Here is a 22,699-nt window from a genome sequence, read left to right on the forward strand (position 1 = left end):
GAGTCGGCCCTAAGAGTGACCCGGCCGCGGGATCGCGGCTCCGCCATTGTACCCCGAGGCGGGCGGACCGTCTCGCCCGTGCGGGCGGGCGGCCCGCTAGCCCGCCGCCGCGGGGGCCAGGATCTTCTCGACGAGGATGAGCTGGGCCATGCCGGCGTCGGTCTCGGCCAAGCCGCCGAGGTAGGGGGCGTCCGGCAGCACGAACGGGCTGGCGGTCAGGCCGTCAGGGTCGACGGGGGCGAGGTCGTCGACGTTCTCGGCGATCAGGCCCAGCAGGGCGCGGGGCGCGGGCCCTTGCGGACCGGGGGCCTCGCGACGCCGCGGGGGGGCGCGGTCGACCAGGATGATGCGGGTGCTGAGCCGTTCGGGCGCCGGCCCCGCCCCCAGGAGGGTCCCCAGGTCGACGACCGAGACGACCTCGCCCCGGAACTCCAGCACGCCCGCCAGGTGCGCCGGCGCGTGAGGGAGGGGGCGGAGGCGCACCCGGGGGACGACCTCGACCACCCGCGACGCGTCGACCGCGTAGCGCTGACCGGCGGCCTGGAACGTCAGCAGGAGCATGGCGGGCCTCGGGTCGGCTGGGTCAGGACGGGCGTGGGGCGGGGAGCTCGCAGACGTCGACGTTGCCGACGGTGAACCGGGAGACCTCCTCCTTCAGGCCGCCGACCGCCTCGCGGAGGTGGTCGGTGGCGCTGTTGAACTCGCGGAGCGAGGAGGTGGTCTGGCCGGCGACCTCGCTGAGGCGGAGCATGGCCTCGCGGATCTGGTCGGCGCCCTGGGACTGCACCCGCATCCCCTCGGTCACCTGTTCGAACCGCTCGTCCAGGCCCTGGACGCCGGCGATGATCGAGCCCAGCTGGCCGCCGATCTGCTGGACCTCGGCGACCACGGCGCGGACCTGCTCGCTGAACTTGTCCATCTCCATCACGCCGGCCGAGACGCTGTACTGCATCTCCTTGACCATGCGCTCGATGTCGAGCGTGGCGACGGCGGTCTGGTCGGCCAGGCGGCGGATCTCGCGGGCGACGACGAGGAAGCCCAGGCCGTACTCGCCGGCCTTCTCGGCCTCGATGGCCGCGTTGATCGACAGCAGGTTGGTCTGGTCGGCCACCTTGGTGATCGTGGTGACGACCATGTTGATGTTGGCGGCGCGCTCGCTGATGACCGAGAGCTTCGAGCCGATCGAGCCGGTGGACTCGGCGAGCTGCCGCATGGTGCGGTCCATGCCGGTGAGGCCGTCGCGGCCGGTCGCCGCCTGCTGGGCCGCGTCGCGGACCACGGCGTTGACCTCGGTCATGGTCTTGAGCAGCTCCTGGCTCGTGGCCGAGATCTCGTTGACGGCGGCGGCGGCCTCGTTGGTGGACGCGCCGTACTCGTACACCGCCTGCTCCTGCTGCCGCGAGGTGGCGGCGATCTCGGTGGCGGTGGACAGCAGCGAGATGCTCGACTTCTGGATCCGGCCGATCAGCGAGCGGAGGTCGTGGTTCATCTTGCGGATCGCGGTCAGCAGCAGCCCGATCTCGCCCGGGGCCCGCTCCTGGCAGGTCGCGGTCAGGTCGCCGGCGGCCACCCGGTCGGCCAGCAGGGCGGCCTGGCGGATCGGCCGGGTGATCGTCCGGGCCATGCCCCAGGCCGCCAGCACGACCAGGGCCGTCGTCGCCGCCAGCAGGCTCCCGACCGCCCAGCGCTGCTGATCGATCATCGCGAACGCCTCGGCCCGGTCCTGCTTGACGTTGAGCCCCCAGCGGAACGCCGGGATGTACGACCAGGCGGCCACCGCCTGCTCGCCCCGGTAGTCGTTCACGGGGCCGTAGCCGTGGACCCCCCGGACGGCCAGCTGCACGGCCTGCGACAGGTCGCTCCCCATCGGGATCCGGCGTTTGAAGGCGGCGTCGGGGTCGTGGCGGAGCGGGGCGACGAACATGATCTCGTCCCCCTTGAGCATCCCCACGAGCGCCTCGCCGGTCTCGCCCAGGCCGCTGTAGTCCTGGAAGCTCCGGTAGATCTCCTTGTTGCCGACCTGCAGCGCCACCAGGCCGATCAGCACGCCGTCCTTGAGCACCGGCTGGGCCATGAACAGGGCCGGGTTCGGCAGGCCGGGGTAGGACTGGAAGTCCGAAACCTCCCCTTGCAGGAGCGTCCGGGCGCGGCGGAAGACCTCGGCCAGCTCGCTGTCTTTCAGCGGGCCCGAGAGGAGCCCAGGGCCCACGTCAAGGCCCCCCTCCAGGCCGTGCAGCAGCCGGCCGCCGACGTCGAACAGGAGGACGTTTTCGTAGCCGTAGGTCTCGCAGAACAACCGCATCGCCGGCCGCACGCGGGCCCCGACGGCGGCGGCGGCCGGGGCGTCGCCCGCGTCGAGGGCCCGCGTCAGGTCGATCACGGCGGCCTGGGTGGTGGAAATCTGCCCCAGGACCGCGAGGTTCCCCTGCCGCTCGCGGATGAAGCTGTTCAGCTCCAGCGCCTTCGAAGCCGAGATCGCCTGGAGCCGGTCGCGCAGGCCCGCCTCCAGCGACCGCGTCGCCAGCCGGTTGGTGATGGCCGTCAGCACGATGCAGGGGATCAGCGAGATCCCCAGGAACCCCACCATCAGCCGGGTCGTGATGCCGAGCCCCGAGAGCATGGACCGGATCTTGTTCATGAGCGGCGTTCCAGCGTCGAGATCGAGCCGTGGTTTCGTGGGATCGCTTCCGGTCCGGTCCGGTTCGGCCGCGGGGCGCTCATCGCACCGGCGCGCGGGGGGTCGCGGCGGCCCGCGTCGAGGGGGCGGGGCCGGGCGTCTCCCGGCGGACGGCGCCCCGAGGGCCCCAGACCACGGGCCGCCCGGCGGGCTCGGCCGAAGAAGCGGGCGCGGCGGGCGCCGGCTCGTCGAGGCCGGGCTTGCCGGTGGTCGTCCACCGCAGGAGGGCGTCCCGCCAGGCCTCCCGGCTCCGGAAGACCGGATACGAGATCGGCCGGATCGGCCGGGACAGCTTCCAGACGACGTCGAACCGGCCGTCGCGGCGGATCCGCCCCATCTGGAAGGGCCGCCAGGCGTGGAGCATGTCGTGGTCGATCGAGACGACCCCCTGGGGAGTTTCCAGGCTCTGCCGCGAGAGGCACCCCCGGACGTCCTCCGTGCTGAGCGACTCCGCCTCCTCCACCGCCTGGGACCACAGCTTCACCGCGTAGTACGCCGAGGCCGCCGGGTCGCTCGCCGTCCGGTCGCCGCCGTACCTCGCCCGGAGCCGTTCCGCCAGCCCGTCCTTGACCCCGGCCTCGGACGCCTGGAAGTAGCCCTGGCCCGCGTAGTGGCCGACCGTCTCGTCGGCGGGGATCTGGCGGAGGTCGGCCTCGGAGACCCGCAGGCTGACGATCGGCAGCTCGTCGGCCGTCAGCCCGGCCGCCGCCATCTGCTTGAAAAACGCCAAATTGGCATCGCCCACCACCGAGCTGATCACCACGTCCGCCCCGGAGGCTTTCGCCGCCGCGACCAGCTCCTCCATGCCCCCGCCGTCGATCCCCGCGAAAGCCTCGCCCGCGACCGAGCCGCCGATCGCCTTGAGCTGGTCGCCGACGACTGCGTGGATCGCGTACGAGGAGACGTCGGCCATCCCGGCCAGGAAGAACTTCCTCGCCTTGAGCGTCTCGAAGCACCACGAGACCGCCGGCACCGCCTGCTGGTTCGGCAGCGGGCCGGTGCCGATCATGTCGACCGAGACTTCCATCCCCTCGTACACGCCCGGGAAGAAATAGAGCCGCTTGCCGGCCGTCGCCGCGGCCTCCATCGGCCTGCGGCACGCCGAGGTCAGGCCGCCGAACAGGACGCTCGCCTTCTCGGACTCGACCAGTCGGCGCGCCTCCTGGCCGAAGACCGAGGAGTCCGACCGGCCGTCGGCGATCACCCAGGTCAGCTGCCGGCCGAGCAGGCCGCCGGCCTCGTTGATCTCCTCGAGCGCCAGGACCTCGGCGTCGAGCATCTGCTGCTCGACCCCCGCGAGCGGGCCCGTCTTCGAATGCACGAGCCCGACGACGATCGGCGCCTCGACCCGCCGGATCAGCCCGGGGCCCCAGTAGACGGCCCCCGCCGCAAGCAGACCCGCGGCCAGCAACCCGAGCCACCAACGCCCCATCGGCTTGACCCCCGCACCCGGCCGCGATCGCGCACGAATCCTGACCGACAGGCCCGCGTCAACTGCGTCAACTGCGATTATAGACCATTGGCGACCTCCCGGCCCGCGGGTACCCCTTAATCTCGACCCGTTTTCGCGGTGCGACGCATCTGCCCGGAACCCCCCAGGGGGCCAGGTCGGTCCACGAACCTCTTCCGCTCGATCCGATCTGACTTAGTGGTGTCGTATCCTGACGTCGTGGGTGAAGGGCGGGAATTGCGGAGAGATGGGGAGAAGCGTGATGATCCGGACGTTGCAGGCGATCGGTGCGGAGTGCGGCGTGATCCTGGACGAGGCCCTCCTGAGGCTCCTCGGGTTGGAGGTCGGCTCCCGCGTCGAGGTCGGCCTCGCGCCCGGCGGGAAGGGGTTGCTCCTGATCCCCTTGGAGGCCGGCGAAGCGGGGGCCGAGCATCGCGCCCGGGTCCGCGAGGCGTCCCGGCGAGCCATCGAACGGCACGCGTCGGCCTTCCGGAGGCTGGCGGAATAAGCCCGATCTTCCTCGATCGGACGGACCTGATCGCGCTGCACGCCGATCAGGTCGACGAATTCGGCGGGTGGGGCGTCCGCGACGAGGGCCTCTTGGATTCGGGCGGCGTGCAGCCGTTCGCGACGTTCCCGGAGCGCCTCGGGCGGCGTGTGAAGGCCCGGCGGATCCGCGTCAGCCCGCCCAGCTCGCGGGGATGATCTCGTCGCGGGTCTGGAGGTGGACGGTCAGGTCGTGGGCCTGGAGGTCGTCGCGGAGGGCGAGGAAGCCGGCCTGGGCCGCGACGACGTCGGGGAAGCTGGCCCAGCCGACGAACCGGCCGTCCTCGATGCGCGAGCGGGTCGCCTGGGCCTCGCTCCGCGGCAGCTTCTCGAACGCCTCGATGACGTGCCGCAGGGTGTCGCCCAGGTGGGCGTACTCGGCGCTCCGGGAGACCAGCGAGCGCAGCGGCCACGAGACGACCATGCAGACGCTGAGCGTCGGCCCCTCGGCGGAGGCGGCGTCCGACGTCGTGGCCGAGGCGTCGCGGCCGGGGTCCTCGGCCATGTCGAAGCGGATCCAGATCAGCTCGACCTCGACCATCTGGAAGACGCCCGGCGGCTCGGCCCGGGGCTCCGACGGCGGCTCCGGCTCCCATGCGGCGGACGCCCCGGGTGCCTCCTCCTCCTCCGTCTCCGTCGCGGTGCCGGCCGCCGACCCGCTCCCGAACGGGAACCGGCCCTGCGAGAAGAAGCCCGACATGGGCGAGGGCCGCGACCAGGGCGGGGGCGTCGCCGAGGCCGCCGCCGCGTCGAAGCCGCCGAACCCGGCCCCGGCCGGCTGCTCCAGGCCCTCGGCCGTGGACTTGAGCACCTCGTAGGCGCGCACGACCATGCGGAACGCCCACTCGTCGCCGCCGAGGTCGGGGTGGTGCTTCTTGGACTTCTCGCGGAAGGCCTCGCGGACCTCGTCCGGCGTCGCCTCGGCGGGCACGCCCAAAATCGCGCGAGGATCGAACGGGAAATGGTGGATCATGGGACCCTTCATCACGGACCAGGAGAGCCGACGCCGGCCCGATTCCTTTCATCCGTTCATCCTGCAATCCCCACGCCGATCCTTCGCCGGCGCACTCCGAATCTTCACGGGGAGGATGGGCCGCACCCATGATCGGCGCGGGCCGGCGCGCTATCCTCCAAGGTGGCGCCGTCGCTCGGCGGCGTCGCATCGGGTTACCAGTGGAGGTGTTCCGCCATGGGGAGCGATCGGGAGATGCGGCGCGGTTGGTCGGGTTCGGGGAACGTCGCGTTCGGGGTCGGGATCATCGCCTGGGCCCTGGGGGGGCCGGGGAGGGCCGAGGCGGGCGTGAAGGCGGCCGACGTCGCCTCGTGGCCGATCGTCGTCGCGGCCGACGCCGCGCCCGCGGAGCGGCGCGCGGCCGAGGAGCTGCGCGACGCCTTCGCCGAGGCGGCCGGCGCGCGTCCCGAGATCGCGGCCGAGGCACCGGCCGGCAAGCCGGCGGTGATCGTCGGCGGCGCGGCGGGCCTGGAGACGGCCGGGCTCGGCGACGAGGGGTTCGTCATCCGGGTCGGCGCCGACCGCGTCGCGATCGCCGGCGGTTCCCCGCGCGGGACGCTCTACGGCGTCTACTCGTTCCTGGAGGACGAGTTCGGCGTCCGCTACCTGACCGCCGACTGCACGAGCATCCCCCGGGTCGATCCCGGCAAGCTGCTAGCGGACGGCGAGCGGACGTTCCGGCCCCGGTTCGCCTGGCGGTACTCGTACTACAAGGCCAACCAGGATCATCCCGAACTGGCCGCCCGGCTGCGCAACAACGCCGTCGTCGGCGCGCCCGAGCTGGGGGGGCGGTCGGCCTGGTCGCTCATCTCGCACTCGGTTCACAACTGGATCCCGGTGGCGAAGCTGGGCGCGTCGAACCCCGAGTTCTTCAGTTTGGTCGACGGCAAGCGCCGGGCGTTCATGAAGGACGACCAGTTCGAACAGGGCGGGACGCAGCCCTGCTTCACCAACCCGGAGGTCCGCCGGCGGATCATCGAGGGCGTGCTGGCCGAGGCCGAGCGCCGCAACCTGAGCGACGGCGTGGTCTCGATCAGCCAGAACGACAACGAGCAGTACTGCCGTTGCCCCGACTGCGCGGCGATCGACGACCGTGAAGGCTCGCATATGGGCTCGCTTCTGACCCTGCTGAACGAGGCGGGCGACGCCCTGGCGAGGGTCCGCCCGGGGGTCTGCGTGGGGACGCTCGCATATCAATACTCGCGCAAGCCGCCGAAGACGCTCAAGCCCCGGCCGAACGTCGCGATCCAGCTTTGCAGCATCGAGGCCTGCCAGGTCCACCCGCTGAACGACCCCTCCTGCGAGCGGAACCGGGCGTTCTGCTCCGACCTGGACGGCTGGTGCGCGATCAGCGATCGGGTCTACGTCTGGAATTACAACGTGGACTTCACCAGCTACAACCTCCCCTGCCCCAATATCGAGATCATCGGCGCGAACGTCCGCTACCTGGCGGCCAACGGCGTCCGGGGCGTGTTCATGCAGGCCGCGGGCGACGCCCGAAACACCGAGCTGGCCGACCTGCGCAACCATCTCATCTCGCGGTTGCTCTGGGACCCGACCCTCGACGACCGCCGCGTGATCGACGAGTTCGCCGATCGCTACTACGGCGCGGCGGCCGACGACGTGAAGGCGTACATCCGGCTGATCTCGGAGACCCCTCGGAAGAAGGGCGTGCATCGCCATTGCTTCGGCGTCGTCGCCGATTACGGCTACGACGAGTCGCTCGGCCGCGAGGCCCTGGCGATCCTGGAGCGCGGGATGGCCCGCGCCGAGAACCCGGCGGTCCGCGACCGCGTCGAGAAGCTGACGATCGGCCCGCGCACGATCCTGCTGGCGCCGTTCGTGGCCTGGGTCCGCGGCCATCAGAGGGAGATCGCCGCCGGCCGACTCAAGGAGGCCCCGCCCGAGGCGTACCGGGGCATGGAGGCCGACCTCCGCGAGCTGTTCCGGCTCTACGAACGCCACGGCGTCGATCGCTATTCCGAGAACCTCGCCGCAGCGCCGCTGAAGGCGGTGCTGCCCGCCTCGCTGTTCGCGTCGGCCGACGGGGCGGAGTGAGTCGGGACGCGGACGGTACGGGGGTTGCAACCCTGGTCAGGACGTGAGCCGGCGGCGCGAGTCGCCTCGCCGGCGTTCCTCACCACCCAAGCCCGAGGAGCCCAGGCATGCCGGACGATGTTTATCGCGAGCACAAGCTGTCCGACGCCGTCCCCCGGCCGGAGGACGACGAAGCCGATCCCGCCGGAGGCCCCCCCGAGGCCACCCACGCGACCGAGGCCGAGCAACAGCGCGCGGCCGAGGCGAGCCAGCAGGCTCAGAACGCGCAAGGCGACCTCAAGGATCGCCTGGTGGACATCGGCAAGTCCCAGCACATGGGCGGCCGCGCCCGGGGCCGCGTCAGCGACCGCGGATGAGACCCGCCGCCGTCAAGATCCAGGCCGGGGCGCGCCATCGGCGCGCCCCGGCCTCGTTTCGAACGCGCGCCCCGTCTCAGCCGATCTGATCCGACGAGTAGATGGCGGCGTGGCGGCCGTAGATGTCGGCGTCGGAGAAGTAGTGGCCGGAGGACTTGCGGATGGCGGCCTCGCCGTTGAAGACCTTGGAGCTCAGGTAGCTGATCGCCGTCGAACGGATGTCCGAGTACAGCTGGCGCGACTCCGCGGGCGAGTAGAACTGCAACGAGCCGTTGACGTAGTCGATCAGGCCGTCCTGGCGGGCGTACGGCAGTCGGCCGAGCTGCGCGCCCAGCTGCCGGCCGAGGTTGTCGTAATTCCGCTGGACCCCCTGGGTGCGGCCGAACTGCTGCGTGGCCCGGTGGATGTTCACCAGGACGTCATGGTACGTCCGCGTGGTCAGGATCGCCGACTTGGGGACGAACCTCTGCTCGCCGCCGGGGAGGTTGACGACGATGCCGGCCGCGGCGCGCGAGCCGTTCAGGACGATGCGGTCTTCCAGGCGGCCGTCGAGGGAAGGGACGAAACCGTGCTTCTTCGTCTTCATTTCGCGTGTCTCCCGATGTCGAACAAGGTTAAAGCGGAGGGGGGCGGCGAACCTTCGGGCCAGGCGGTGTTCAGGCCGATTCCGCGTTTTTGAAGGCGAAACGCAGCCCTCTGCCGTCGGCATCGCTTCGCAGGCCCTCCCAGTGTGAACAGGCTGCACTCGGTCAGGATAACGCGGTTGGGACGATAAAATTACAAAGAATTCCGAAAGCACGGACGTTTTAAGTCGAATTGTTTCGTTTTCAGTGTGGCGAGAGAGGCCGAAATCGTACGCGAGTGGCGGGATGTACGGCCTCGCCCGCGCGGGTCGGCGAGATCGGTCGGCGCGCGGAACGAGACCGGGGGTCAGCCCGGTCTCGTCGCGTTCGGCCGGCGTGGGCGGGGAGGTCAGATGGGCTGCATGTCCGTGAAGATGGCGGCGTTGCGGCCGTAGATGTCCGCGTCGGAGAAGTAGTGGCCGGGGGACTTGCGGATGGCGGCCTCGCCGTTGAGCACCTTGAAGCTCAGGTAGCTGATCGTCGTCGAACGGATGTCCGAGTAGAGCTGCTGGTTCTCGTTCGGGGCGTAGAACTGCAGCGAGCCGTTGACGTAGTCGATCAGGCCGTCCTGGCGGGCGTACGGCAGGCGGCCGAGCTGCGCGCCGAGCTGGCGGCCGAGGTTGTCGAAGTCCTGCTGGACGCCCTGGGTGCGGCCGAACTGTTGGGTGGCCCGGTGGATGTTCACCAGGATGTTGTTATACGTCCGGGTGGTGAGGATCCCGGACCTCGGGACGAACGTCTGCTCGCCGCCGGGGAGGTTGACGACGATGCCGGCCGCGGCGCGCGAGCCGTTCAGGACGATGCGGTCTTCCAGGCGGCCGTCCAGCGACGGGACAAACGAGTTCTTCTTCATCGGATGCGGCTCCTAGGCTGTCGGGGAAGATCAGGGGTGATGGGCGTCCGGTCGTCACGCGACCGGCTTGGTCCCGATACGGGACGACATCCTCAAGCTTCACGCCCGCCTATTCGCTAGCTTCGTGCCAAAACCTTGCAAACCCACGAGAGTCCCTATTGTGAACCCCGCGGATCCTGACAGGATACCAGGACGCAAGCCGGGCGATAGGTGCCGCCGGGAAATGTCGCGTAAACGTCCTGGGTGTCTCAGATGGCGTGATCCTTGCGTCCCGAACGGGCGGGGAGGCGTCGTGCGCAGGGGTGGGAAGCGGGCGGAACATCGGCCCGACGCCGGCGTGAGAGTTGCGGCGTCGCGTCCGTGTCGGCGCGTCCTTTATACTGGGGGAGCCTTCAGGGGCTTCGGGGCGGATCGAGTCGAGAGGCCGCGGAACGCGGGGGAGCTGTCGTCCTTTGTTGGAATATTCCACCTGGTCGCGCCGGGTCGTCGACCTGGCCGGGGCGCTCTCGCGGCTGGAGGCCGAGGCCGAGGCCGCGGGGATCGCGCCGCAGGTCACGGCCGCCTGGCACGCGAACCTGCATCAGAAGCTCGTGCCCCAGGCGGTCGACGCCCCCTACCTGATCGTCGCCGTGGCCGGCGGGGCGAACATGGGCAAGAGCACGATGTTCAACCACCTGGTGGGCTTCCCCGCCAGCCGGGTCCACCACAACGCGGCCGAGACCAAGCACCCGGTCTGCATGCTGCCTCGGGGCTTCACCGACCGTCACGACCTGGCCAAGGTCTTCCCCGGCTTCACGCTCCAGCCCTGGAAGTCCGAGGACGACGCCGTCGCCGAGGGCCATCCCGACGGCCTGGTCTACCGCGAAGACCCCACCGGCTCGCAGCCCGAGAACCTCGTGTTGCTGGACACGCCCGACGTCGACGCGGCGCTTCCCAACAACTGGAAGCTCGCCGAGGCGATCACCCACGCGGCCGACGTCCTGATCGCGCTGTTGACCCAGCAGAAGTACAACGACGAGAAGATCCGCCGCTTCTTCCGGATCGCCGCCGAGGCCGACAAGGCGGTCCTCGCCGTCGTCAACCTGATCGACTGGCCCGACGACCGCGACCATTGCCGAGGGTGGCTGGACACCTTCCGCAAGGGGACCGGGGCCGAGCCCCTGCACGCCTACGCCGTCCCCCGCGACCGCGCCGCGGTCCGCGACAACCGGCTGACGTTCCACCCCCTCTCCCCCCGCGCCACCGACCCGCGGAAGGACCTGGCGGAGCTGCAGTTCGCCGAGATCAAGATCCGGTCGCTCCGGGGCTCGCTCCGCCAGGCGCTCGACCCCGACGAGGGGATCCCCGCGTACCTCCGCGACCTGGAGAAGCGGGCCGACGACAACCGCCAGGCCCGCGCCGTGATCCACCAGAAGGTGCAGGTCAAGATCGACCTCCCCCGGCCGCCGGGCCACATCGTCGGCGACGAGATCTGGCGCTGGCTGGAACCCCGCCGGACCTGGTTCGACCGCAAGGTCCACGGCGCCTATGGCGCGCTCGGGCGGACCGTCGCGAAGTGGCTCCCCGGCAGCGTCGAGCCCGCCGAGGACGAGGCGCGGTTCCTCGCCGAGGAGAAGACCCAGCTCAACAAGGCGCTGGAGGCCGTCTACCACGACCTGGAGCAGGTCCACCGCGTCGGCTCCCCGGCGCTCCGGCAGGAGCTGCAGCCCCTGATCGCCGGCGACCAGCGGCGGCGGGCCTTCGAGGAACTCCAGCGCCGGCTGGCCGCCGCGCCGCTGGCGACCGAGGCCTACCGCCGGGCCATCGCGACCCGGCTGGAGGCGTTCGAGGCCGAACATCCGACGATGATGCGCGCGATCGAGTGGGGCCTGGTGGCGACGGCCATCGCGCGGCCGGCGGTGACGATCGGCATGTTCGGCGCGGCCGACATGGCGGCGGGCCCGCTGTTCGACGCCGGCGGCCACGCGATCGGCCAGGTCTTCTTCGACGTCGCGGCCGGCTCCGCCCTGACCGCCGGCGGCGAGGGGGCCTTCGCCCGGATCAGCGGCCCCGCCCGCGCCCTGATCGGCGACCTCTTCGCCGCCTTCTACCGCGAGCGCGCCGAGCTGCTCGCCAAGGTCATCGACGACTGCGTCGTCGGCCGCCACCTCGACCGCATCGAACGCCTCGCCGACCTCGGCCAGGGCCAGGACTTCCAGACCGCCTACAAGCTCGCCGCCGAACTCTCCCGCGAGCTGGCCGCCCTGGACGAGCCGGCCCTGGAAGCGGCGGCCGCCGAGGGCTGATCGAACTTTGAAAGCCTTCCCCCCTGGTGGGGGAAGGTGGCCGAAGGCCGGATGAGGGGGAAGACGAGCACGGAGACCGTCCGGAGAAACAGGCGAGCCGGCAAGGCGTCGCTTCCTCGCGTCGTCTGCCTTGATGGTCCCCCTCATCCGCCCCTCCGGGGCACCTTCCCCCACCAGGGGGGAAGGGAGAAATTGAAGAACCGCATCGACCGCAACGAGGACCGACCGCGATGGCCGAGCGATTCACCAAGGCCGACTGGGAGCGCGAGCACCTGCTCGCCGGCTTCGACCGCCTGCACGACCGGCTGCGGGCCTGGGCGAAGTCCGCGCCGGCGTGGCCTCCGTACGACGAGGCGAAAGGGCTCGTGGAGCGGCTCGACCCCCGCCTGCGCGTCCCCGAGATCGACCTCGACCGCGCCCTCGTGGTCGGCTTCCTCGGCGGCTCGGGGACGGGCAAGAGCACGCTGTTCAACGCGCTGCTGGGCCGTCGGGTCAGCCGCGCGGGGAAGGAGTTCCGGCCGATGACCCGGCGCGCCGTGGTGGCCTGCCACCCGGACGTCGACCCGGCGTTCCTCGGCCTCGACGAGGACGCGCTGGAGATCCATCGCCTGAACATCCCCCTGCTCGAACAGATGATCCTGATCGACTGCCCCGACCCGGACACCCAGGACCCCGAGGACGGCGAGGGGGGCGGCCGGCACCTGGACATCCTGCGCTCCGTGCTGCCCCACTGCGACGTGATGGTCCACACGGTGACCTCGCAGAAGTACAAGTCGCACGTCGTCGGCCAGGAGGTGCGCCGGAACGCGCCGGGGCGTCAGATCCTGTTCGTGCAGACGCACGCCAGCATCGACCACGACAACCGGCCCGACCTCCGCCGCTATCTCGACACGCTGGGCCTGAGGGTCCCGGAGATCTACCGGCTGGACGCCGCCGAGGCCCAGGCGAAGCAGGACGCCGGCCAGCCCGTCGACGCCGAGTTCGCCAGGTTCCGCGACCTGCTGGAGCACGAGCTGGCCAGCCGCGCCCGCCACCGGATCCGCCGCGCCAACCTGCTGGGCCTCTACGGCTGGCTCCTCTCCGCGATCCGGGGGCCCGTCGACGCCGGACTGGAGGCCGTGGCGAAGCTGGAGGGGGCGCTCGACCAGGAGCGGGCCCGGATGGCCGCCAAGATCGCCGCCAAGATGTCCGAGCGGATCGACGCCAACCGCCGGCTCTGGCGCTCGCGGGTGCTCCGGCAGCTCAACCAGACCTGGGGCGCCGGGCCGCTCGCGTTCCTCATCGGCCTCTGGTCGGCGACCGGCAGCCTGCTCCGCTCGTTGATCCTGCTCCGCGCGCGGACCCCCACGCAGGCGATCCTCGCCGGCGGTTGGACGGCCGTCTCGCTCGTGGGCGAGAAGTGGCGCGAGAGCCGCGCCGCCGCCGCGCTCACCGCCGAGGCCGACCTGGGCCTGACCGAAGGCGACCTCGCCCACGCGCGGACGATCCTGCAGGGCTACCTGAACGACGCCCAGATCCGCCCCTCGCCGAGCGACGACGGCGGCGACTTCTCGGCCGAGCAGCTCGCCACGGTGGCCGTCGAGGTCTACCGCCGGCTCGACGCCGAGATCAACGAGGTCGTCGAGAAGCGCGTCGCCCGCCGCGCCGGGCGGGGCGTCCACGTCGTGTTCGAGGCCCTGTTCGCCCTGCTGCCGGCCTGGCTCGTCCTGCACATGGCCAAGAACTTCTTCTATGACCACATGATCCAGGGCGAATCGCTCCTGGGCCTGGACTTCGTCTTCCAGGCGGCCTTCTGGTGCCTGCTCTGGGGCGTCGCCGTGGGCGGCCTGCTGCTGAGCCGCCTGAATCGCGGGCTCGACCATGACTTGAAGGCCGTCGTCGACCGCCTGGCGCACGCCCCCCTGCTCGACGCCCTCTGCCGCGACGCAAGCGACGCCTGCCTCGCCGTCCGCACCCACTCCGAGGCCCTCGCCGCCCTCGAGCGCGACCTCGCCGACCTCGAACGCCGCGTCGGCGGCGTCCTCGACCTCGGCCTGGGCGCCTTGCGGGTCGAGTCTCCCCCCGAACTCGCGGCCCCCGCGGCAAACCCGATCCCGGCGAAGACGCCCATCGCGGCGGGGTGAGGCCGCGGGCGGTCGGGAGTCGTCGTCGGGATTCGCGCGTCTCGGCTCGCTCCCCCATACCACACAATGCATCCTCGGGCGGAGGTGGCGAAACCGCCGCGGGCGATCCGGGAGACGCCGGCCCCGCGAGGCCATTCCCTTCCGCCCGCGTGAGTTACGGCCGGTCTCTCGGGCCCTGGCGTCGACTCGTCCTCGAAAGTCTGGATGCGAGCGCGGGGGAAGTACGATAACCCTCGCATCCGGCCGAGGCCTCGATTCGCGTTCGGTCGTCCCACCGCCCCGGGGCCGCCCGAGTCTTCACCAGGGAGTGCCATGGGATGGCGTGCCGGCTTGCTGATCCTGGTCGCGTCCTCGTCCTTCGGGATCGCCGGATGCCAGGGCGTCTCGATCCGGAGGGTGGGCGGGTCGCCTTCCCTCTCGTCGACGGGCCGCATCGAGCGGATCGGCCGATGGGCGGCTCGCCAGAAGGTTGAACCGGGCACGCCGCCCCCGCTGCGAGGGGCCTCCCCCGGGCCCGACGCCGGCGAGCCCTCCGACCCCGGCTCCCTGCTCGCCCGCGCCGAGCGGAGCTACCGCGCCGGCCTCCAGGCAAGGCGCGAATCGAGCGAGATGAACGCCCGCTATCAGGTCGACGCCCTGCACGACGCCACGGCCGCCATCCAGGGCATGCTCGCCGAAGCCGGCGGAGAGGCGGACCCGGATCTCCCCAAGGCCCGGGCCCTGCACAGCTCCGCGCAGGGGGAATTCCTGCGGACCACGAGCGGCCGATCGGTCAAGCTCGACGAGAAATGGCGCGCGGGGCTGGAGCAGAAGGGGATCCGCCTGACGATCGCGCGGGAGTCGGAATTCCTCGCGCCCGAGTCGTTCGACCGCTTCTTCTTCGACGATGATTTCGCCGTCAGGAACCTCGACGACGAGCACAAGACGGAAGGCGTCGGCGTGCCGCTGATCGCCCTCCGCAAGTTCGACCTGAGGGCCCTCGACCGCCGCGAGGGGGAGGAGAAGTTCCTCATGCCCCGCCAGGTCTACCCGATGACCGCCGTGCTGAAGCCCGAGCCCACCGCCCCGGGCGAGCCGTACAACCTCCGGCTGGAGCTGCACGACCCGCTCGTCGAGCGCACCGTGGACCTGAACGGCCCGGCGGAGCCGCTGGCCGCGGACCTCACCACGCCGCTCGTGTATCACTTCGTCCAGAGCCCGCTGCCGATCCTCCAGGAGATCGGCCTGCTCGACCCGCAATGGCTGGAGAAGGTGGCCGGCCTCTACATGCTGCACCCCTACGAGCCGGGCAAGATCCCGGTCGTGCTGGTGCACGGGCTCCGCTCCAGCCCCGCGGCCTGGATGCACGTGATCAACGCCCTGCGCGGCGACCCGGAGCTCCGGGAACGCTACCAGGTCTGGCTCTTCATGTACCCCACCGGCACGCCCTTCCCCGCCTCCGCGGCGAAACTCCGCAAGGGGCTGGACGAACTCCGCGAGGTCGTCGACCCCGATCACAGGGACGCCGCGTTCGACCGGGCCGTGCTGATCGGGCACAGCATGGGCGGGCTGATCTCCAAGATGATGATCGAACAGAGCGGCGACGCGATCTGGAAGCTGGTCGGTCGTCGGCCGTTCGAGGAACTCAAGGCCGAGCCCGAGCACAAGGAGATGATGCGGCGGGTGTTCTTCTTCGAGCCGCACCCCTCGATCGCCCGCGTCGTCTTCATCGCCACCCCGCACCGGGGCAGCGACCTGGGCGACCAGTTCATCGGCCGCCTCACCGACCGTTTGATCCGGCTGCCGATCCCCATGCGGCTGCTCTACCGGAAGCTGATCGCCCAGAACGACGAGGACTTCTTCACGCCCGAGATCCGCGAAGGGGGCCTCCCCTCCAGCATCGACGAACTCCGGACCGACAACCGCCTGCTCCGGACCCTGGCGGATCTGCCGCGCAAGCCCGTCCCGGTCCACTCCATCATCGGCCAGAAGGACCCGAACCTGCCGATCGAGCTGGGCAGCGACGGCGTCGTCCCCTACACCAGCTCGCACCTCGACTGGGCCTCGTCCGAACTGGTCGTCGACGGCGACCACGGCTGCCAGGACGAGGTGGAAACGCTCCGCGAGCTGCGCCGAATCCTGCACCTCCACCTGGGGAAGACCTTACCGGTCGACGAACCCGACGAGGACGGGCCCGCGGGCTCCCCCGCCGACCGCCGCGACTCGAACCAGAGCTGGCCGGAGGCCCTCCGGTCCCTGAGGGACGAGCCCGAATAGGACGGCCGGCTGAGGCGGACTCCGACGTCGACGTTGCGCTTGACTCGCATATCAGGTGGACCAGCCAATGGGGAGCAGGTCACAGGGGTCAAGGCGGGCTGCCAGGACCTACCGCACCTCTCGGAAACACGATCCGGTCGATCGTAGGCGCAATTTCTCTTCCGAAGACGAAATTTGCTCTTGAATCAATAAAAACAGAAGCGCACATGATTGGCGGATTTTATGAAGCTCTTTTAGCTCTCAAGGTAATTCTCGACGGTCATGAAATACCCGATTTCGGATGGGGGCACAACCCAACCGCTTCCGGCTTAGATATGGTCTCGATCAACAAAAATGGCACTGTGTTTATTTGGGATTCGAAAGGAACACGAGGAACATCAAAGCCTACGCAGTTCGACAGAGACAGCAAAAGACAGGCCTTAATGAAGGAGGCCGAAGGGTTGATCTCCAGAGCATCCAACCTTACCGAAGCAGTGAAGATTAAAGCTATTGACAATCTAAGCAGGCAGAGAGTTCAATATAGGACTGCGTACGGCCATGCAGGTGCCGGTGGTTGGAAAATCGTGAGAGGTTATAATAAGTAATTTACGAGGCTCAAGATGGATTCCAGGGTGATGGCCACTCGGAATCAGACGCAAGTCCAAGTGAGACACAATCTTAAGCGCTCGGGGGTTAGTGTTTCGCCACGAAGCCGCAAACCTCGATGCTCAGCCGAGTTACGGCAGAACTGCCAGGACATCACCCCGCAATCCATCTTGCGCCTACATACTTACTTCGAGGTCCAAACTAAATGATGACACCAAAATCAGGCGATATTTCCAATATGCCAGAATCGAACAAAAAATCCATATATATTGAATCAGACCTCTTAGAAAGAGTCGCATTGCTTGGCAAGGTCCAATCGAAATGGGGTATCGACATCGAAGCTAAAGCCAAAAACTTGACTCCTCTCGGTATCAACATACTTGGTCATTCGATCGCATGCTATCTGTCTTATCAGCCAATTAATGGCGAAATCCTATTGCTAAAATCAATAGAATATTTAGAACTAGCTCATGCTTCGTCCGAGAAACAAAAACATCAATACACACCAGGATATTGTGAGTTTCTTAGAACCGCCCACCTATCATTGGCTCGCTGGCTTTCAACAGGCATGATTTCACAGGATCTCCTGCGAGAATCCCAAGGCCACCTTACAGACTACGTCGAACTATTTATGCCTTCGTGGAAACCATTCTCGTTCGATCTTCCTGCTGCGTTATTCACCAAGTCATACGATGCCATCGCAAAAGTTTATTCTGACGGCAGTAAGCCAAGAGACAGATTTCCAGGGATACCTTACAAACACATGGCTCAAGCCGCAGAGACCGTCGCTAAACTTGATTCACAATCACGCTTTGCCTTAGAAGATATTTTCAAGAATTACATCAAAGGTTTCGACCTACTACAAATAATCCACAGTACAAACTACACTGCCATCGGATTTATATTTCGACTTCTTGGCCTCTGCAACACGAACCCTCCATCGCTTTCAGTCAGCAATTGTTGGAATATCATAACAGATCCTGACTTTGATAAGATTCTTCCACCAAGCCGTTCTTGAAAAATAGTAGAGTGGACCTGCCGACCTCCACGTCCCTCCCCAACGGCACCACCGAGACCCGGTCCTACGACGCCCTCTACCGGCTGACGTCGGGTAACTGATTAGCGACTCCCTGCAGCGGTGTCATGAAGGGTGGAGGGCTGTCGGCTGGGCGGCGAGGACGAGGGCTTGGAGGAGTTCGGGGCCCTTGTGGGTCCGCGACAGCGTTTGGACGACGCTGGTCCAGGCCTCGAAGGCTCGCGTGCCGGCGGGCGTCTTCGTGCATTGCGAGACCTTCCGCGCGATCACCGCCGGTCGCAACGCTCGCTCGGGCGGCGGCGTGGTCGTCGGCGGGGCTTCGGTCTCGGCGATCGCGGCGACGTGCTTGGGGTCGTGGAAGCAGGCCGGCGGCTCGGGTTGGGGGGCGTCGTCGAAGGTCGTCCCGACGGCGCGAATCAGACAGGCGTTCTTGGTCTCGCTCCATCCCGAGCCGGTGCGATGCACGCCGGGGCCGCGACCCGGTTCGCGGGTGCGGATGCGTCCGCCGTCGCACTCCACGACGGCCAGTTCGGGAGGGCTGGCCGGACGTCGGACCAACCCGTCGTCGGCGTCGCGTCGCGCGGCCAACTCGGAGCCGACGTCGTGCACGACGCGTTCGATCGTCTTGGCCGAGACGGATTGTCCGCCGACCTGGTCCATGACGATCGCCGCCCGCTGGAACGAGCGGGTCTCGGCCCCGGCGAAGGCGATCCGCCGCGTCAACAGCGGCGTCAACGCGCGGGCGTCAAGGCCGAGCGTCCGCCGGAGGGGGGAAAAAGTCCCGGCGACAGCCGGGACAGTGAGCGACGGACTCCTCCACGTCGACGGGACCGTCGATGGAGGCGATCCGCCGCCGTTTGGCGAAGGTCTCGCAGCCGACGCCGCACTCAGGACACGTCGCGACGGCGGCCGCCGCGGCGACGACGCGCCCCATGCGCCGCTCCTGAATCCGACGACTGAGCCGACGACCGAGTTCGTGGGCGCGAGCCTCAATGACGGAATAGTGCGGCACCCCCGCGACGCCGCCTTCCGCCGCTGAAGTTTTTCCTTCAACGTGGACGTCGCCCCATCCATGAGACCCCCTCCTCCATCTCCCTCGACCTACCCCAGAGCCCCCACGCGCCGAGAACCAACACGGGGCGTGAGTAGCAATGGAACAGAAAACCGGCGCAAGGGTCGTCACGCTGCCAGGTTGGCCTGCCCCCGGATTCTGCTCCAGGGATGATGAGGGTGCGGGGGCACGTCAGGACGCGAACCCCGACGGAGGCGAGGCGTCGTCAGCGCAGCAATCGGGGCGGGCCGTCCAGGGCCACTTCGCCGCTGTTGGTGAAGTAAATCCGGATCTTCGAGATCGGCTTGACCGGCTGGTGGATGAGCCTGGAAAGGTCGACGACGGCGTCACCATCGCCGAGATGGGACCGGAGCAAGCGGAGGCTCTGACATTGCCGCCACCCGCCCGAAGCCACTTGCCACGCGACCACCACGTCATGGTCCGCTTTCAGGCCTGGCAGCGAGAGGAAACTCGCCCCGGCCGTCGGATCGAATTCGTATTCGAGGTACGACGGAGCCTGCTTCAGGCGGAACCGGCCGGGCTTGTCCTCGGAAGCGTTGAAAACCTCGGTACGCCGGGCGACGGCGAGAGCCTGCGGGTCGGGCAGGGGGTGTGGCGGCTCGGCGGACGGGCAACTCCCCGCACCCAACCAGAAACGCTCCGGCGTCGTCAAACGCGTCGTCACGAGGCTGCGCGCCTCGGCGTCGGAGATGGGACGCACGACCTTCTCGGGCGCCTGGATCGCAAGGTTCATGAGATGGAAGGCATACGGGCGGTTGGTCGCGACCGATGCGTTCCAGGGCCGGTAGGCCGGATCGAAGATCCGGAGGAGCTGTTCGCGGGGGATCCCCTCGTCACGAGCGATCACGCCCACTCGGTGCAGGGCCTCGAGGGTCGCCCTCTGGTCCGGCAGGTGCAGCATCCAGTGCCACTGGGTCGCCTCGCGAGCCTGCACCGCGAACATGACCAGGCCGACGGCCGCCCCGACCAGCGTGGGCAGGCCGCGGCGGGCGTCGCAGCGGCGGATCATCGGCCATGTGGACGTCAGGGCGGCGACGATGGCGGCCAGGCCGATCAGGGGGAGGACGTGATAGCGCGCGGCGAACCTGTAGATCAGGTCCGCTTCCGTCCAGTAGCCTAGCTTGTACATATGCATGCGCGATGTGAACGTCAGGAAGTAGCACGAGTAGATCATCGCCGCGCCGACCAGGACGAGACGACGGTCCCACCGGGCCCGCGGCCAGGCCGCCAGGGCCGCGACGCCCGCCAGGGCCAGGGCCCCGGCGCCCACGCGAAGCCAGGTCGACATCGGGGCGGCGGTCCAGGAGGCCGGGACGCCCAGGGCGGACGGCCACAGGATCCGTCCGGGCACGGTCAAGGCATGCTCCAGGCCCCCGACGGGGTCCAGTCGGTATCGACCGGAGACGCTGACGTAGGCGACGTCCGAATCGCCCATCTTCGAGATCAGCGTGTGGCTCGTCAGGCCCGCCGCAGCAGCCAGGACGGCCAATCCCTTCATCCGTCGCGAGGCCCCCGATTCGATCCCCGCCCGGAGGATCGCGAGGGGGAGGGCGAGGACTCCCAGCGTCGTACCGGCCGGGGCCAGGGCGCAGCCGATCCCGATGAGGGCCAGCGAACCGCGAGGCCGCCGGGTCAAGGCGCCCGCCCCCAGGACCGCCGCCAGGATCCCGGCGATCGCCCACAAGAAGCTGCTGGCCGAGTACCACCAGACCGCCTCCAGGACGAGCGGCGATTGGGCCACGATCGCCACCGCCGTCAGCGCCGCCGTCGAGGAGCCCGTCTCGCGCTTGAGCCACAGCCCGAGGAGGAAGAGGACCAAGAGCCACGGGGTCACCGACGCGACGCAGAATGCCAGAGGGGCCAGTCGGATATCGTGGCCGGAGATCTCCCACGTCAGCGAAGACACCAGCTGGAACAAGGGCGCGGAGTGGTCGCCGTACGGCCTCAAGAGGTGCGTGAGGAAAGGGAAGTTGATCAGATCGACGACTCGCGTGATGTCGTCGCCGAGCAGCGTCGGATGGCGGAGCCTCCTCAGCACGGGCAACATCGCCACGAGGACGAAGATCACCGGCATCGACTTCGCGACGAAGGAGCGTATCAAGATCGAGCGGGGTCGGTCGCCCTCAAGCCATGAGTGAACCGCCCCCCCTGGATCTCGGCCTTGATCCGCCAGATGAGGCGGCGCCTCTCCGGTTGCATCGTCCACGTTCGCGAAACGGGCCTGATCCTGGCTCACTTCCTGACCGCCGGTATACATCCATGCCTCCGTCGACGACATTCTGGTGGAACGACCAACTACCTTGAGAACGGGGAACCCTTGGAACCGACCCAGGCGAGCGGCCAGAGCCAGCATCAGCCTCGGGAAATCCCGAGGGAGAGCCTCAAGGGTCGACTTCGCCCTAAGCCAAGCCTGCCCCGATGGAAGCGATCGAGTCAGCCCGCCGGTCCAGCCACCTCAGGATGTCTGTCGATTCGAGCGAAACGCGGCCCGATGACCGTGGTCAGGGACGAAACCCGGCCTCTCTTGACCGACCGAGTCGTCGCGTTTCAAAGCGCCCATTTTTGAAGTACCTGAAAACGAGTTGGCCGAGAAGGTGAACCCTGGCTGAAACTCGCTTCATTTCCCATCTCGAAACCGCGGTCCGATCCCATCTCGAAACCATGGTCCGAGAATTCGACTGGCCTGGCGAGTGATGAGACGTGGTCAAGATGTGAGGCTCTCGACCTCGCTCGCAACGAACAAGCGACCCGAGGAGACGCCGGTCAGCCCTGTACCAAGAACTTCCCGGCCTCTGTCCGACCACCGGATCGAACGCCCTTTGCTTCCACCAAAGCCCGTGCTACGGTGCCGGCTTCGGCTGTGGACGGAATGACACGCCATGATGCTTCGAGTCGAGGCGACGTCATGATCCGCTGTCGGCTGAGTACGCTGCTGCTCCTGATTGTTCTCGCAGCCCTGGGCCTCGCCATGGTGGTGGACTACCTCCAGGCGCCTCGCCGCATGTCCGAGCTTAAAGACCGCCAGGCGGCCGATGAACAGTGGTAGCGGAGCTTTATCGAGGAGGAATCTTTCCTAGAGAAGGTGATACCGAATTGCCCTGATCGCTATCCTTGAAGTGGAGTCATCCACCCAGGCTACACTTTCTGAGATTGCATGAGCATCAAGCCGCGAGCCGCAGCAGCCTGTCCGCGGCGGCCTGGATTTTGTTCGTGCTTCTAATTCAGCGCCGGATCTCCAAGGCTTTACTAAAGCCCGGAAGTATCGAATAATAGCTACGAATTCGTATTCTCGCAACGTAATGCTTTGACTTGCCTCGGATCCGGTACACGTCCATTTGAAATCTGAAAGGATTGAAGATAAATGGGATACAACCTTCATATTACACGTGGCCCCTGGTATTCTGATCACGCCGGGAAAATTCAACCAGAAGAATGGCTACGCATAGCTGCAAACAGCCCGGAATTTACCCCAGAGGGCCAAGAGGCGACCGACGCAAAAGATCGCCTACTAAAAGGTCAGGACTTACACAATATTGACTATGACATAGTTTACTTCTTGACCACTATCGATGACACCGTTTATACTTTCTGCTTTTGGGATAATTCGATTTGCGTCAAAGGAGCAGCAACAGATCCTAATGCGGTGCGCAAAATGATCGAAATTGCGGACCAACTCGGAGCCCGTGTTCAAGGCGACGAAGGCGAATATTATTCTATTAAAGACGATTCGATTTCGACTACACTTTCTGAGATTGCATGAGCATCAA

19 protein-coding genes are annotated in these 22,699 nt (G+C 67.9%); 11 read left to right on the forward strand and 8 right to left on the reverse strand.

From position 1 onward, the window contains the following. Positions 1 to 96 precede the first annotated feature (96 nt). The 3 genes from G6O68_RS28145 to G6O68_RS28155 form a co-directional block, all read right to left on the reverse strand. Positions 97 to 561, reverse strand: a complete 465-nt coding sequence (locus G6O68_RS28145; protein WP_165252431.1) for a chemotaxis protein CheW — start codon at positions 559 to 561, stop codon at positions 97 to 99. A gap of 22 nt (positions 562 to 583) precedes the next feature. Further along, entirely contained in the window at positions 584 to 2,638 is a 2,055-nt protein-coding gene (locus G6O68_RS28150) for a methyl-accepting chemotaxis protein (protein WP_165252433.1), read from the reverse strand. Between the two features lie 79 nt (positions 2,639 to 2,717). Next, complete coding sequence (locus tag G6O68_RS28155) at positions 2,718 to 4,109, reverse strand: transporter substrate-binding protein (RefSeq protein WP_165252435.1); 1,392 nt, start codon at positions 4,107 to 4,109, stop codon at positions 2,718 to 2,720. A 280-nt stretch (positions 4,110 to 4,389) separates the two neighbouring features. Here G6O68_RS28155 and G6O68_RS28160 point away from each other — a divergent pair, with 280 nt between their 5' ends. Then, positions 4,390 to 4,635 carry a hypothetical protein gene (locus G6O68_RS28160; protein ID WP_165252437.1) on the forward strand — a complete coding sequence of 82 codons (246 nt, stop codon included), beginning with the start codon at positions 4,390 to 4,392 and terminating at the stop codon, positions 4,633 to 4,635. A gap of 171 nt (positions 4,636 to 4,806) precedes the next feature. Here the strand turns inward: G6O68_RS28160 and G6O68_RS28165 are convergent, their stop codons facing one another. Beyond that, positions 4,807 to 5,646 carry a J domain-containing protein gene (locus G6O68_RS28165; RefSeq protein ID WP_165252439.1) on the reverse strand — a complete coding sequence of 280 codons (840 nt, stop codon included), beginning with the start codon at positions 5,644 to 5,646 and terminating at the stop codon, positions 4,807 to 4,809. Positions 5,647 to 5,862: 216 nt separating this feature from the next. On the opposite strand from G6O68_RS28165, the gene G6O68_RS28170 reads away from it, so the two are divergent. Together G6O68_RS28170 and G6O68_RS28175 are read left to right on the forward strand one after the other, a co-directional pair. After that, complete coding sequence (locus G6O68_RS28170; RefSeq protein ID WP_165252440.1) at positions 5,863 to 7,743, forward strand: DUF4838 domain-containing protein; 1,881 nt, start codon at positions 5,863 to 5,865, stop codon at positions 7,741 to 7,743. 107 nt (positions 7,744 to 7,850) lie between these two features. Then, positions 7,851 to 8,099, forward strand: a complete 249-nt coding sequence (locus tag G6O68_RS28175) for a hypothetical protein (protein ID WP_165252441.1) — start codon at positions 7,851 to 7,853, stop codon at positions 8,097 to 8,099. Positions 8,100 to 8,175: 76 nt separating this feature from the next. Here G6O68_RS28175 and G6O68_RS28180 read toward each other — a convergent pair whose 3' ends face one another. Together G6O68_RS28180 and G6O68_RS28185 are read right to left on the reverse strand one after the other, a co-directional pair. Next, a complete protein-coding gene (locus tag G6O68_RS28180) occupies positions 8,176 to 8,685 on the reverse strand; it encodes a hypothetical protein (protein ID WP_165252442.1) in 510 nt (169 codons plus the stop codon). A gap of 386 nt (positions 8,686 to 9,071) precedes the next feature. Beyond that, the gene (locus G6O68_RS28185) at positions 9,072 to 9,575 is read right to left on the reverse strand and encodes a hypothetical protein (RefSeq protein ID WP_165252443.1); all 504 of its coding nucleotides are present in this window, start codon (positions 9,573 to 9,575) and stop codon (positions 9,072 to 9,074) included. Positions 9,576 to 10,027: 452 nt separating this feature from the next. Here G6O68_RS28185 and G6O68_RS28190 point away from each other — a divergent pair, with 452 nt between their 5' ends. From G6O68_RS28190 to G6O68_RS28210, 5 genes are all read left to right on the forward strand, one after another. Beyond that, on the forward strand, positions 10,028 to 11,860 hold the full coding sequence (locus G6O68_RS28190) for a GTPase (RefSeq protein ID WP_165252444.1): 1,833 nt from the start codon (positions 10,028 to 10,030) through the stop codon (positions 11,858 to 11,860). A 230-nt stretch (positions 11,861 to 12,090) separates the two neighbouring features. Continuing rightward, on the forward strand, positions 12,091 to 13,983 hold the full coding sequence (locus tag G6O68_RS28195) for a GTPase domain-containing protein (protein ID WP_165252445.1): 1,893 nt from the start codon (positions 12,091 to 12,093) through the stop codon (positions 13,981 to 13,983). A 312-nt stretch (positions 13,984 to 14,295) separates the two neighbouring features. Beyond that, positions 14,296 to 16,239 (forward strand): esterase/lipase family protein, encoded by a 1,944-nt coding sequence (locus tag G6O68_RS28200; RefSeq protein WP_165252446.1) that lies wholly within the window; start codon positions 14,296 to 14,298, stop codon positions 16,237 to 16,239. A gap of 206 nt (positions 16,240 to 16,445) precedes the next feature. Next, on the forward strand, positions 16,446 to 16,823 hold the full coding sequence (locus G6O68_RS28205) for a hypothetical protein (RefSeq protein ID WP_165252448.1): 378 nt from the start codon (positions 16,446 to 16,448) through the stop codon (positions 16,821 to 16,823). A 206-nt stretch (positions 16,824 to 17,029) separates the two neighbouring features. Beyond that, positions 17,030 to 17,842: a hypothetical protein gene (locus G6O68_RS28210; RefSeq protein ID WP_165252450.1), complete on the forward strand. Its 813-nt coding sequence runs from the start codon at positions 17,030 to 17,032 to the stop codon at positions 17,840 to 17,842. Positions 17,843 to 17,965: 123 nt separating this feature from the next. On the opposite strand, the gene G6O68_RS28215 is transcribed toward G6O68_RS28210, so the two are convergent. Next, complete coding sequence (locus G6O68_RS28215; protein ID WP_165252452.1) at positions 17,966 to 18,595, reverse strand: hypothetical protein; 630 nt, start codon at positions 18,593 to 18,595, stop codon at positions 17,966 to 17,968. A 64-nt stretch (positions 18,596 to 18,659) separates the two neighbouring features. On the opposite strand from G6O68_RS28215, the gene G6O68_RS28220 reads away from it, so the two are divergent. Further along, a complete protein-coding gene (locus tag G6O68_RS28220) occupies positions 18,660 to 18,899 on the forward strand; it encodes a hypothetical protein (RefSeq protein WP_165252454.1) in 240 nt (79 codons plus the stop codon). Positions 18,900 to 19,137: 238 nt separating this feature from the next. On the opposite strand, the gene G6O68_RS28225 is transcribed toward G6O68_RS28220, so the two are convergent. Continuing rightward, the gene (locus G6O68_RS28225) at positions 19,138 to 21,033 is read right to left on the reverse strand and encodes a hypothetical protein (RefSeq protein WP_206108233.1); all 1,896 of its coding nucleotides are present in this window, start codon (positions 21,031 to 21,033) and stop codon (positions 19,138 to 19,140) included. 768 nt (positions 21,034 to 21,801) lie between these two features. On the opposite strand from G6O68_RS28225, the gene G6O68_RS28230 reads away from it, so the two are divergent. After that, the gene (locus G6O68_RS28230; RefSeq protein ID WP_165252458.1) at positions 21,802 to 21,978 is read left to right on the forward strand and encodes a hypothetical protein; all 177 of its coding nucleotides are present in this window, start codon (positions 21,802 to 21,804) and stop codon (positions 21,976 to 21,978) included. Positions 21,979 to 22,293: 315 nt separating this feature from the next. Further along, on the forward strand, positions 22,294 to 22,692 hold the full coding sequence (locus G6O68_RS28235) for a hypothetical protein (protein WP_165252460.1): 399 nt from the start codon (positions 22,294 to 22,296) through the stop codon (positions 22,690 to 22,692). Positions 22,693 to 22,699 lie beyond the last annotated feature (7 nt).

Source organism: Paludisphaera soli (assembly GCF_011064595.1).
GTDB classification, from domain to species: domain Bacteria; phylum Planctomycetota; class Planctomycetia; order Isosphaerales; family Isosphaeraceae; genus Paludisphaera; species Paludisphaera soli.

Bases quoted from the DNA above. Each gene is read 5' to 3' on its own strand.
- G6O68_RS28145 (WP_165252431.1), bottom strand. From the start codon at position 561: ATGCTCCTGCTGACGTTCCAGGCCGCCGGTCAGCGCTACGCGGTCGAC.
- G6O68_RS28150 (WP_165252433.1), bottom strand. From the start codon at position 2,638: ATGAACAAGATCCGGTCCATGCTCTCGGGGCTCGGCATCACGACCCGG.
- G6O68_RS28155 (WP_165252435.1), bottom strand. From the start codon at position 4,109: ATGGGGCGTTGGTGGCTCGGGTTGCTGGCCGCGGGTCTGCTTGCGGCG.
- G6O68_RS28160 (WP_165252437.1), top strand. From the start codon at position 4,390: ATGATCCGGACGTTGCAGGCGATCGGTGCGGAGTGCGGCGTGATCCTG.
- G6O68_RS28165 (WP_165252439.1), bottom strand. From the start codon at position 5,646: ATGATCCACCATTTCCCGTTCGATCCTCGCGCGATTTTGGGCGTGCCC.
- G6O68_RS28170 (WP_165252440.1), top strand. From the start codon at position 5,863: ATGGGGAGCGATCGGGAGATGCGGCGCGGTTGGTCGGGTTCGGGGAAC.
- G6O68_RS28175 (WP_165252441.1), top strand. From the start codon at position 7,851: ATGCCGGACGATGTTTATCGCGAGCACAAGCTGTCCGACGCCGTCCCC.
- G6O68_RS28180 (WP_165252442.1), bottom strand. From the start codon at position 8,685: ATGAAGACGAAGAAGCACGGTTTCGTCCCTTCCCTCGACGGCCGCCTG.
- G6O68_RS28185 (WP_165252443.1), bottom strand. From the start codon at position 9,575: ATGAAGAAGAACTCGTTTGTCCCGTCGCTGGACGGCCGCCTGGAAGAC.
- G6O68_RS28195 (WP_165252445.1), top strand. From the start codon at position 12,091: ATGGCCGAGCGATTCACCAAGGCCGACTGGGAGCGCGAGCACCTGCTC.
- G6O68_RS28200 (WP_165252446.1), top strand. From the start codon at position 14,296: ATGGGATGGCGTGCCGGCTTGCTGATCCTGGTCGCGTCCTCGTCCTTC.
- G6O68_RS28205 (WP_165252448.1), top strand. From the start codon at position 16,446: ATGATTGGCGGATTTTATGAAGCTCTTTTAGCTCTCAAGGTAATTCTC.
- G6O68_RS28210 (WP_165252450.1), top strand. From the start codon at position 17,030: ATGATGACACCAAAATCAGGCGATATTTCCAATATGCCAGAATCGAAC.
- G6O68_RS28230 (WP_165252458.1), top strand. From the start codon at position 21,802: ATGACACGCCATGATGCTTCGAGTCGAGGCGACGTCATGATCCGCTGT.
- G6O68_RS28235 (WP_165252460.1), top strand. From the start codon at position 22,294: ATGGGATACAACCTTCATATTACACGTGGCCCCTGGTATTCTGATCAC.